The 11,416-nt window shown below is 66.0% G+C and carries 8 protein-coding genes; 1 reads left to right on the plus strand and 7 read right to left on the minus strand.

Annotation, left to right across the window (positions count from 1 at the left end):
* Positions 1-137 precede the first annotated feature (137 nt).
* The 7 genes from U4Z31_RS25585 to U4Z31_RS25620 all read right to left on the minus strand — a co-directional run bounded on the left by U4Z31_RS25585 (position 138) and on the right by U4Z31_RS25620 (position 10,039).
* On the minus strand, positions 138-626 hold the full coding sequence (locus tag U4Z31_RS25585) for a hypothetical protein (protein ID WP_044843966.1): 489 nt from the start codon (positions 624-626) through the stop codon (positions 138-140).
* The gene (pgaC, locus tag U4Z31_RS25590; RefSeq protein WP_044843967.1) at positions 604-1,875 is read right to left on the minus strand and encodes a poly-beta-1,6-N-acetyl-D-glucosamine synthase; all 1,272 of its coding nucleotides are present in this window, start codon (positions 1,873-1,875) and stop codon (positions 604-606) included. The genes U4Z31_RS25585 and pgaC overlap by 23 nt, the downstream gene beginning before the upstream one ends.
* Positions 1,872-3,965: a poly-beta-1,6-N-acetyl-D-glucosamine N-deacetylase PgaB gene (gene pgaB, locus U4Z31_RS25595; RefSeq protein ID WP_321811723.1), complete on the minus strand. Its 2,094-nt coding sequence runs from the start codon at positions 3,963-3,965 to the stop codon at positions 1,872-1,874. The genes pgaC and pgaB overlap by 4 nt, the downstream gene beginning before the upstream one ends.
* Before the next feature lie 15 nt (positions 3,966-3,980).
* Positions 3,981-6,989: a poly-beta-1,6 N-acetyl-D-glucosamine export porin PgaA gene (gene pgaA / locus U4Z31_RS25600; RefSeq protein WP_415750300.1), complete on the minus strand. Its 3,009-nt coding sequence runs from the start codon at positions 6,987-6,989 to the stop codon at positions 3,981-3,983.
* Between the two features lie 104 nt (positions 6,990-7,093).
* Complete coding sequence (locus U4Z31_RS25610) at positions 7,094-7,852, minus strand: hypothetical protein (protein WP_321802380.1); 759 nt, start codon at positions 7,850-7,852, stop codon at positions 7,094-7,096.
* Positions 7,853-7,924: 72 nt separating this feature from the next.
* A complete protein-coding gene (locus U4Z31_RS25615; protein ID WP_044843971.1) occupies positions 7,925-8,353 on the minus strand; it encodes a hypothetical protein in 429 nt (142 codons plus the stop codon).
* Between the two features lie 690 nt (positions 8,354-9,043).
* On the minus strand, positions 9,044-10,039 hold the full coding sequence (locus U4Z31_RS25620) for a LysR substrate-binding domain-containing protein (RefSeq protein WP_044843972.1): 996 nt from the start codon (positions 10,037-10,039) through the stop codon (positions 9,044-9,046).
* Positions 10,040-10,777: 738 nt separating this feature from the next.
* On the opposite strand from U4Z31_RS25620, the gene U4Z31_RS25625 reads away from it, so the two are divergent.
* The coding region (locus tag U4Z31_RS25625) for a circularly permuted type 2 ATP-grasp protein (RefSeq protein WP_321811727.1) at positions 10,778-11,416 on the plus strand (639 nt) is incomplete at its 3' end.

An 11,416-nucleotide genomic window follows, 5' to 3' on the forward strand; every position in this document is an offset into this window, starting at 1 on the left:
ATTCACCTCGTCTACAGGAAGTTTTTCGGCCGGCGCGCGACGCGCGCCAGGACGATTTCAGGAGCGCCGTCGCGTCATGCGTCATGCGGCGTGCGTGGTGCGCAGTGCGCAGTGCGTTGCGGCACGGCGCCGGTGACCTACTCGCGGGGCTGCGGTCCCGCATGCGCGATCCATTCGATGCCCGAGATCGAGCCGTTCGCATCGTGCGACGCGACGAGAATGCGCGTCGTGCGCCGCGCGCCGCGCCGGCGCGCGCCCGCGAGCGCGGTCGGCGGCACCGAGCGCATCTTCACGCTGGCCGAGCGCCGCAGCATCTTCGACACGCGCAACCGGTACGCGAGCGGATGCACGACGCGTCCCGCGATCAGCCACGTGACGATCGTGCCGGCGATCAGCGCGATGCTCGTCACGTAGAACACGATCTGCTCGATCGGCATCTCGGCCTCGTTGAACGGCAGCAGGTAGCGGTACGTGTAGATGCAGATCGATGCCCATACTCCTCCGACCAGCGCGGGCCGCACGAGGCGGAACCATGCGACGAGCACGGGCCCGACGACGACGCCGCGTTCGGCGATCATTTCGCGCGGCGCGCGCAGGGAAAGGTCAATAATCGGCGCGTTCTTCATGTTGAATGCCTCGGTCGGGACTGACCCAAACGGCGCGCTTGCCGCGGCCCCGCAGTACGACGGCGGGCAGGGCGACGACGGTGGTGATCATGCTGATCAGCCAGAACGCGACGGGGTACCAGACGGTGTCAAGGAAATACATCAGGAGTTTTTCGTCGTAACGACGATCGATCATGCTGCCGATGATCAGCTGCAGGATGCAGGTCGCGACCAGCAGCATCCCGTGCCAGTGCGGCACCACGGACACATGCCAGTCGGGCGGAAGCGGGTAGACGACGTCGACGAGCGCGAGCAGCAGGATGAACGACATCGAGTAGGCCCACGTGATGCCGATCAGGTACTCGACGAACAGCGGCCACATCATCATCTGGGTCGGCCGCGCGAGCGTGCCCGCGTACTTGATCAGCACCTGGATGCCGCCTTTCGCCCAGCGCAATCGCTGCCGGTAGAGACCCTTCAGCGTCTCGGGCATCAGGATCCAGCTGAGCGCGTGCGGCTCGTACACGACGCGCCAGTCGCGGCACTGCAGCTTCCAGCTGATGTCGATGTCCTCGGTCAGCATGTCCGAGCTCCAGTAGCCGACGTCGGCGAGCGCGGTCTTGCGGAACATCGTGATCACGCCCGACACCGTGAAGATGCGGCCGTACACTTGCTGCGTGCGCTTGATCAGGCCGACGATCGACGAGAATTCGCCGACCTGCATGCGTCCCAGCAGCGACGTGCGCGTGCGGATGCGCGGGTTGCCGGTGACCGCGCCGACGCCCGGGTCGGTCAGGAAGTGCTCGAGCATCCAGCCGATCGCGTCATGCGCGAGCAGCGCATCGCCGTCGATGCAGAGCAGGTATTCCGCGTTCGATACCGCCGCCGCGGTGGTGAGCCCGACGGCCTTGCCTTCGTTGCGCGCGTGATGGATGACGAGCAGCCGCGGGATCTCGACGGCCAGCTCGTTGAGGATGTCGCCCGTGCGGTCCCGGCTGCCGTCGTTGACCGCGATGATGTCGTAGTTCGGGTAGTCCATCGCGTTGAGGTGGCGGATCACGCTGCGTGCGTTGGCGGCCTCGTTGAAGCACGGCACGACGATCGAGATCTTCGGGATGCCGCTCGCGGCGATCGTGCGCGTCGACAGCTCGCGGCCTTCCTCGAGCAGGAAATAATGGACGACGCCGCCGATCATCCACAGATACGACATGAAGAACGGATAGTAGAAGACGAAGTCCTGCAGGCGCTGGATGATGCCGTGGGTGGTCATGGCGTCTTGGTCCCCTGTGCATGCTGCATCTGCATCAGCGCGTTGATGGAGGTCGGATCGAGGCGCGACTTCAGCGACATCACGTCGCGCATCGCGTCGAGTTCCGGCTGGCCGTTCAGGAAGTTGTCCGGGTAGTAGCCGAAATTCACGGCGCCCTCGCTGCGCAGTCGTCGCATCTGCGCAAGCAGCGTGCCGGCCGGCACCTGCTTCTGCGCGCGCCAGTCGTACGACTGCAGTTCGAACACGGTACGCTGCAGCCCGCGCTGCTTGGCGCGGACGGCCCGCACGAGCTGGTCCAGCCAGCCCTCGGGATCCTTCGCCTGCTCCATGTACGGCATCGCCATCAGCGCGACGTAGTCGTAGGTGGCGAGGAAATCGTCGTAGTTCTGCGCGTACCACGCTTCCGATTCGGGCTTGAGCACCGGCAGCGCGTAGATGTTGCGCGCGGTCAGCACGTCGCCCACGTTCTGGTGGGCCAGCACGATCTGTTCGAGCTGGCGGGTCAGGTCGATCAGGTAGCGCGACTTCTGGCGCGTCCAGCGTTTCAACAGGTCGGGATTTTCGCGGATCTTGCCGACGTCGGCCGGCAGCCCCCACTGCGAATAGGTGCGCAGCGCATGCCGGCCCGCATCCTCGTAGTCGTCGAGCACGGCGTCGTCGCTGAACAGGATGCCGCTGAACGACGCGTGCTTGCTGAGATCCTCGTAGATCTGCTGGATCATCAGCCGCGCCTCCGGATCGAACGGGCTCAGCCGGAACACGCGCGTGCCGTTTTCGCGGGCCGGCGCGCCGCCGAATGCGCTGACGGCCTCGAGCCCGCGTTGCTTGTCCGGCGGCGGCCGGAACGCGAGCACCGGCATCCACGCGTACACCTGCACGTTGGAGCGCGTGCTGAGCTGCCACGCGGCGCGCGAGAACAGGTCGGCGCGCATCGGCAGGTGCCGGTTCGGGAAATACACCGCTTCGGCCACGCCCGTGCCTTTCGGGTCGGCATACGCCTGCAGGTATACCGATTTCGGCTGCATCCGGTAGATGCGTTCGATCAGCTTGCCGAGATTCGCTTCCTGCCGCGCGGGATCCGGATCGTAGACCTGGTCGAGATCGACCTGCACGGTGCGCTCGGGCACGTCGACGTCGCCGCGGTTGGAGGCCGGCTCGCGCATCGAGCGTTCGAACCCGCCGATGTCGACGTCGTACATCATCAGGATCCGTCTCAGCCGGTCCAGCGGCACGTCCGGCGTATTCGGGCCGGCATCGAGGCTGAACTGGATGTCCATGCCGAGCGACGTCGATATCTGGCGCACGGGCTGGTTTTCCGCGCCATATGGCCACACCATCGAGCGAGCAACGATGCCCGTGTGTTCGCGGATCTGGCGCACGCATGTCTGCAGGTCGTCGTGCACGCGTGCGTGGAATTCGGCGTCGGTTTCATAGCGTTTCTGGTCTTGCAGGTAGAGGTGCGACGTGGTCGCCGGCAACTCGTTGCCTTGCGGATTCGCGATCGCGCCGTGATGGAGGTTGTGGGTATGGCAGCCGAGCTCGACGAGGTCCGACTGGCCGAGCTTCTTCACCTCGTCCCACGACAGGAAGTAGTCGCGCGGCACCTGGACCTTGTCGCTGATGCGGATCGGCACATTCGGCGGTGCATCGATCCACGCGGTGACGATGCCCATCACGGCCGGATACTTGAAGCGCTCGAGCAGCGGCAGCACTTTCGTGTAGTGGCTGCGAAAGCCGTCGTCGAACGTGAGCAGCACGGCGCGCGGCGGCAGCGGCTTGCCGCCGTGCCGGGATGCCTCGATCTGCTTGACCGTGATGGTGTGGTAGTTGTTGGTCTGCAGCCACGAGAAGATCGCGGTCAGCGTGCCGGTATCGACCGCGAACGGATCGACCAGCGCCGACGGGGGCTTGAACGACTCCATCAGGTTGTCGCGCACGTCATGCAGGCAGATGACGCGAAACGTCTTGCCGTCGGCCGGATCGGATGGCGGCAGCAGGTCGATCATCTTGGCGTTCGTCACGCCCGGGAACAGCGAACAGGCGGTGAACGTGCCGAGGCATCCGCACATGAAGGTCCGTCTGGTTTGCATTGCGCGATCTCCTTGCTAGAACGGCAGGTTGAGCGACAGGAAGCCGGTTTCGGAGCGCTCGCGCTGGCCGTCGTACGCGTGGCTGCTGACCTCGACGCCATAGCTCAGCGTGATGTCGTGCTTGAACGTCCACGCGTGCTCGAGACGCGCGCTCCACAGCGGGCTGCTGCCGAAGCCGCGCTCGTTGTACACGCCGCCCGACGCCGAGACGCGCTGCTGCAGCGACATGTCGCCCTTCTTCCACAGCGTCAGCTGGTGCATGACGGTCGCCGCGGCCGCATAGTCGCGGCGCGGACTGAAGTAGGGCGCGTCGTTGCGCGTGTTGCTGTCGGTGCCGAGATCCAGCGAGACGTTGACGAGCTGCCTGGCGGACGTGTACACACGCTGCGTGGCGGTTGCCGTGATTTCCTGGTGCAGGTTCGAATCGCTGTAGCGGCTCACGCCGTAGCTCAGCTTGACCTCGCGGCGGTCGTTCTGGCGATACACGACCGAGGCGTTCGCGGAGCGGCCCCAGATATGCGCGGCATACGCCTTCCACGGCAGCGAGTTGTCGTTGCTGTCGAGGCCGGCGCTGACCGTCCAGTAGTCGTTCAGCGCGTACGCGATCGACCCGCGGCCGCCGGTTCGGCCGTCCGAGCCGAACGAGCGCGTGACTTCGCCCTGCACGGTGAGCGGCCCGTGCCGGTAGTCGCCGCCGACGCCCGTGCGCGTGCGGCTGACGCTGCCGGAATCGGTTTGCGCGTGGCCGAAGAACGTATGCGAGAAGACGCGCCAGTTGTCGCCGAACGGTTGCGAATACACATAGCTGTCCGACGTGAAGCTGTTGTCGGCCAGCGCGCTGTTGCCGTGCTCGAAGCTCAGGTCGGTCGTGAACACGGGGCTGCGGTATGCCTTGTAGTCGCGCTTGAAGCTGCGCACGGCGCCGCTGTCCGGGAACGTGTTGTCGAGGGTCTGGTCGACGTTCTTCGCGGTTGCGTAGTCGTCTGCCGTCAGCGCCGCGCGGCCGAGGCCGGCGAGCATCTCGACGCTGTCCGGGTGGTCGGTCAGCGATGCGCGATACATCGCGATCGCCTGGCGGGGATGCGACTGGCCGGATACCGCGTCGGCGTGCGCGGCACGGACCTCCGCGTTGAACGGCACCTCCTTCTCGAGCTGTTCCAGCGCGGCGATCCCCTCGTCGGTGTGACCCGTGAAGATCAGGTATTGCGCGCGCAGCCGGTAGTAGCGCAGATAGTCGCTTTCTTCCGGACCGACGTTGCGCACTTCGTTGACCGGCGGCAGGGACTTGCCCATGTCGTCGAGCACCTGCTTCGCGTCCGCCGCGCGTGCCTGGTCGACATACGACCAGAACAGCCCTTCGCGAAGTTCGATCGGACGCGTGCGTGCGCCGTACTGGAAGCCGCGGGTCGCACGGTCCGTAGGCGACGCGGTCGCCTGGTTCAGCGCACGCTGGTACACGCCGTTCGCCTTGGCCGGTTCGCTCAGGTACAGGTAGGCGTCGCCAACCGCCGCCAGCGCGTCGATCGAGATCTCCGCATTGGACGGGATCGTCTCGAACGTCGCGACGGCCGGCTTCATGTCGCCGCGTGCCGCGAGGGCGACCGTGCGGTCGCCCGCGAGCGCCGTCCTGACCGGCGCATAGTCGGGCGTGGCCGGCATCCGCTTGTCGAGGTCGTCGGCCGCGCGCAGCGCGTTGTCGATCCCGTCGAAGCGGTCCGGACTCGTCATCGAGCGCGACTTGTCGCGTCCGCCGCGCACCTGCTGGCGTATCGACAGTTCTTCCAGTTGCGCGATGTCGACGGCCGAGAACGCATCGGGCCGTGCCTTCGCTTCCTCGAGCGCCTGGATCGCGCCGCCGCTCGCCGCGAGGCCGAACACGTCGTTGCGCACGGTCGCGACATCGGCGGTACGGAGATTCGGTATCTGGGCATTCGGTGTCGGGACGTCGGGGCCTTGCGATCGCTGGATCGATTCGCCGGGTAGCTGGGCGCCGGGCGTCTGCGAATTCGGTGCCTGCGAGGACGGCGGCTGAGCGCCGGGCGTCTGGGTCACCGGCGCAGGCGAGGTCGGCATGGGGGTGCCGGATGCCTGCGCGGTTTGCGTCGGTGTCGTCGCTGTCGTCGCAGCATTCGGCGATGCGGCGGCAGCGGCCGGTGCGGGCTGGGTCGGCGCGTCCGATGCATGCGCGACCGGAGCCGATGTGTTCGGCGGCACGGTGTCGGGTGCCTGGGCAAGCGGCGTTGGAGCATCCGACGATTGCGCAGCCGGAGCCGATGTATTCGGCGGCGCGGTGTCGGGCGCCTGGGCAAGCGGCATTGGAGCATCCGACGATTGCGCAGCCGGAGCCGATGTATTCGGCGGCGCGGTGTCGGGTGCCTGGGCAAGCGGGATTGAAGCATCCGACGATTGCGCGGCCGGTGCCGATGTATTCGGCGGCGCGGTGCCGGGTGCCTGGGCAAGCGGGATTGAAGCATCCGACGATTGCGCGGCTGGAGCCGATGTGTTCGGCGGCGCGGTGTCGGGTGCCTGGGCAAGCTGGATTGAAGCGTCCGACGATTGCGCGGCTGGCGCTGACGTATTCGGCGACGCGATGTCGGGCGCCTGGGCAAGCTGCTGCGCCTGCGCATCCGACGATCGCGCGTCCGGCGCCGGTTCACTCGGCTGCGCCGCGTCCGGCTCCACCACGACCGTGGTCGGCATCGCCTGCGGCTGCGGGTTCGACGCCTGCGCGATCTGCATCGATGCGTCCGATGCCTGCGCGATCGGCGTCGGCGCATGCGGGGGCAGGGCGTCCGGGCCCTGGGCGAGCCGCATCGACGCCTCCGTCGGCTGCATGCCGGGCGGCAGCGCATCCGGCGCGCCGTGGGTGCCTGCGACTTCCCTCGCGCTGCCCGGTTCCGCGTCGCCTTCGGCGGCAAGACAGGAGCCGGACGCGATGAGCAGCAACAGCAAGGGCGCGTGCAGGAGGATCCGCCGGTTGGGCGGAGCGACGGTGGTGCATTGTTGTTGACGATTGTTAGCCACGATGTCTCCTCACTCTGAAACGATCACATCGGTTGCACGCCCGACGACGCGCGTCGCCGGTCGTCGTGCTGCCAGGCAGTGAGGCCCGGCAGCGTCCGGCCGCTTCACAGGCGGTTGCGGATCGCTTGTCCAAGCAGCGCGCGCGATTCGCTGTTCTTCGGGTCGATGGCGAGGGCCCGGCTCGCGTTGTGCTCGACGCAGGTCCATTCGTCGATCCGTGCGCACCAGCGCGCCCTGGCGAGAGCGCGGGCGCCTTCCATCTCGTCGCGCGTGACGCTGGTGGTCTGCATGTGCGTCGTGTCGGCGATATCCGATTGCGGTTGCCGTGTCGGCGTGGGCTCGGGGTGTTGTCTCGTGCGTGCCAGCGCCTGCGAACGCGACGTCCGGTGCGTGTCAGCGGGGCGTGCCGCGCGAGCGCTGGCCGATGCGGCGTGTGCGCCGGCCGCGAGCGTCGTGGTCGGCACATGCGCGGGGCGCGGGTGTTTCGCGGCGGAGCGGGCGGTCGGTGGTGGCGGCACGGCCGGGGCGGTCGCGGCCGACCCGGCAGGCATTGCCGACGCAAACGGCGTACCCGGTACGGAAGGCGTCACCGGCTCGGCCTGCGCGGCCGTCGACGCCGCGCGGGAGGCGTCGGCCGTCGCGGCCACGATGGCCTGGCGATACTTCCCGACGGTGGTGCCGATCAAGCCGGCGATGTCGTGCGTCACGGTTGCATGGCTGCCCCCCACGTCTCGCTCGACGTAGGCGAAGGCGCCGAAGATCGCGGCAAATGCAACGATGCTGAGCGCCGCATTCTTTCCCGGTCCCCAGGAGGGCTTCGGCTGACGGACGGGCGCGCCGTCCGGTCGCTCTGCACGAGTCATTCGATTCTCCTGTCGATGGATTGCAGTGCATGACGCGGGTGCGCGCCCTCGGCGCGCGGATTCGACTGACGTTCACCACCGCAGCTGCGTGGTGAGTGCGCCGGTTTCGACCACCGCGAACTGGGTCGCTCCCTGATAGGTCCCTTCGACCCGGTAACTTGCATCGGGCACGCTGAACAGACAGCGCGAACCCGTCGCGTTGAATTCGACGAGGACGCGTCCATGCCGTCGCAGCCGAACCTGCACGTTCGACAGCGGTTGCCCGGTGGCGCCCGATACGAACGACACACCGAGGTTGTACGGCCGGCCATCGGGGGGAAGCGGCGCCGTACCGTCGATTCGCGCGTCGCCGCAGACGTACGAAATCACGTATCGCCCGGAGCCGGTATCGGACGAGGGTGTCGGGGCCTGGTTCGGAGTTTGGGCCGCGGCATGAATGCAGAGCGCGGATACGACAATGCCGAGGAGCCGGCGACCATGCTGTTCAAACGAGGAAGACATTGCAACCTCCATCCGGAATCGCTGGCAATGCACTTATTCCGATTTGAAAATTAGCGACGCTATTTCGTTTTGCGACAACGCTATTGATACACGATGGGTTTCGAACAAACAATCATGTGTGGCCCGAATGGGACAAGCTTTAAATGTCTTATTTAAATAGGATTGGCAATAATTCGACGAAATGGATCAGCTCTGAACAAAGGCGATATTGCCGAATATGAAATTTGCTCATCGGTAGCGATGACCATTTTGCAAATTTCCGACGTAAGTGGTACCGACGTTTGTACCGAAAAGTAACGACTGATAAAAGGAAGACTTTCCTCTTTCATCGAAGCATTACGGTGAATTTCGGAGTGCGGGTGAGGGAATCGAAAGAGGGGATATGGCCTTATCGATGAAAAATGCCATTGCATGAAAAGAGAAACTTTTAATTTGTTCTGTAACAGGTTATTTCTGTCGTATGAATCGGAAATTTATTCGGGGTCGATGTTTTCGATGTAAATTAAATGCGATTCGGCTCGCAAACGTTTGCCTGTTTTTACGGGTTTGATCGAGGTACGGAACGCATATCGAAGACGGAGCAGGAGCGGAAAATGCTCCGCGATTGCGCACGTCGAATAACCGCGCGCCGGGCGGATTGCATTCGCGCGGCGCGCTGGCGAGTCGGGTGACGAGGGACGGTGAAGGGCGCTACCGGCTGCCGCCGGCGCTGCGGCGCGCGATGCGCATGGCCGGCGCGATCGACTCCTCGGCCGCGCGCGCGCCGTCGGCCGCGGTGCGCGGCCGGTTCATGATGTAGGTCCACAGCTGCTCGGCCGCGAGCCCGCGCTTGCGCGCGGACCGGTACAGGCGGATCTCGAGTTCGGTGATCCAGTCCGCCGAGCCCGCGCGAACGAGCGAGCCCTCCGCGAGTTCCTTCGCCACGCAGCTTTCGGGCAGCCAGCCGATCCCGTGCCCGGCCACGACCATCCCCTTCAGCGCCTCGGACATGTGCGTCTCGAAGCACCGGTGCAGCGCGTACGGTTCGGCCGCGTTCAGCAGCAGCATCTCGACCACGTTCCCGAGGAACGCGCCCGACGAATACGCGAGCAGCGGCAGCGGCGCGTCCGGCGTGCCGGGCAGTTCGAATACCGGTTTGCCGCGCGCGTCGGGCGTCGACACCGGCAGGATCCGTTCGACGCCGAGCGTGACGAACGGGAAGTGGTTCGGATCGAGCACGATCGGCAGTTGCGGATGGTGATAGCCGAGCAGCAGGTCGCATTCACCTTCGACGAGCTGCTGCACGCCTTCGGGCACGTTCACAGCGTTGACGCGCGCGGTCACGTGGCCGACTTCGCCGTTCAGCTGCTTGAGCCATTCGGGGAACAGCGTGAACACGAGCGTATGCGCGACTGCGAAGCGCACCACCTGGTCGCTTGCCGCGAACTGGTCATAGCCGTTCACGAGGTTGCGTGCCGCATACATGCTGCGCAGGATGTCCGCGGCCAGCCCGCGGAACATCTGCCCGGCCGGCGTCAGCGCGATCGGGTTGATGCTGCGGTCGACCAGCTTCGCGTCCATCCACGTTTCGAGCGCGGCGATGCGCCGGCTGAACGCCGACTGCGTGAGGTGCCGATGACGCGCGGCCCGGGAAAAGCTCTTGGTATCCGCAAGGCTCAGGAAATCTTCCAGCCACTTTGCTTCCATGTTGATCTTCGCTGTTTATAGTCGGCGCCGGGAGGAGCGGCACCATTTCACTGAACCGGTTTGGTAGCGTACCGCGCCTCGCGCATGGGGGCCGATGTTTTTTTTCGATCGGTGTCAGTCGAAATATGCATGGGCGTTGTCGGCGGGATTACGGCTGCATAAGTTCGAGGTGCCGGACCCGGCTAACCGGTTAGTTCACCGCGTCGAACTGCCCGACCTGCCGCAGACGGTACTTCCCCCAGGGCCGGCCTCGTGCCGGCCCGCCTTTCCGCCATTCCGCCCGGTAACCGAAGGATGCGGCGCCATTCCCGTTCGCGGTGCAGGACGGGCCGCCGCGACGGGCCGCCGCCGCCGCGGCGCGGTTCGCTGCGATGCGGCAAGACCGGCCGAGGAGGTGGCGGGACGCGGCCGAGTGCACGGCGGCGGGAAGCCGTGCCGGTACGGGCTCGGAGCTGCTGCCGGCGAGCAGCGCGGCAACGGGCAGGCGTGCGGGCAGGGGAAGTATTGGTGCAGTGCAGCTTGCACAGTCGTGACACGCAGGGGAACTATGTTTCACAGACGCGGCGCAGCAGCGGCCGTGCACGGGCACGGCACGCCGCTGGCGCGTCCCGCGCCGTGCGTCGCACCATCATGGTGCGGCATGCTGCGGGGGCGTGCCGGCCGCGCGACAAAAAGGGGGACCTGAGGGGGTTATCGCAAGGCACGTTCCTTGCAAGGCAGTTAGTACGCCGGTCCGGCATGCGCAATGCCGGGGAAAACGATCGATGGAGAAAAAGATCGATGAAGCCATTCGATGAAATGCTGCAATCCGGCGATATGGTGAGGGCGCCTTACGCGCGCCTCAAGCAGTGGCTCGACACGCAGAACCCTGCAAGCCTCGCCCAGAAGGCCCACGACGCGGAAGGCGTGTTCCGCAGGACGGGCATCACGTTCGCCGTGTACGGCGACGCGCAGGCCGCCGAGCGCCTGATTCCGTTCGACATCGTGCCGCGGATCATCTCGGGCGCGGAATGGAGCCGGCTGTCGCTCGGCATCGAGCAGCGCGTGATGGCGCTCAACGCGTTCCTCGACGACATCTATCACCGCCAGGAGATCGTGCGCGCCGGCATCGTGCCGAAGCACCTGATCGCGCACAACGAGGCGTTCATCCCCGAGATGATCGATTTCCGGCCGCCCGGCAACGTTTACACGCACATCATCGGCGTCGACATCGTGCGCACCGCCGAGAACCAGTTCTACGTGCTCGAGGACAACGCGCGCACGCCGTCTGGCGTGTCGTACATGCTGGAAAACCGCGAGACGATGATGCAGCTCTTCCCCGAGCTGTTCCAGCAGGTCAAGGTGCGCCCGGTCGAGACCTATCCGCAGATGCTGCGC

It is taken from the genome of Burkholderia sp. BCC1985, assembly GCF_905339915.1.
GTDB lineage: Bacteria > Pseudomonadota > Gammaproteobacteria > Burkholderiales > Burkholderiaceae > Burkholderia.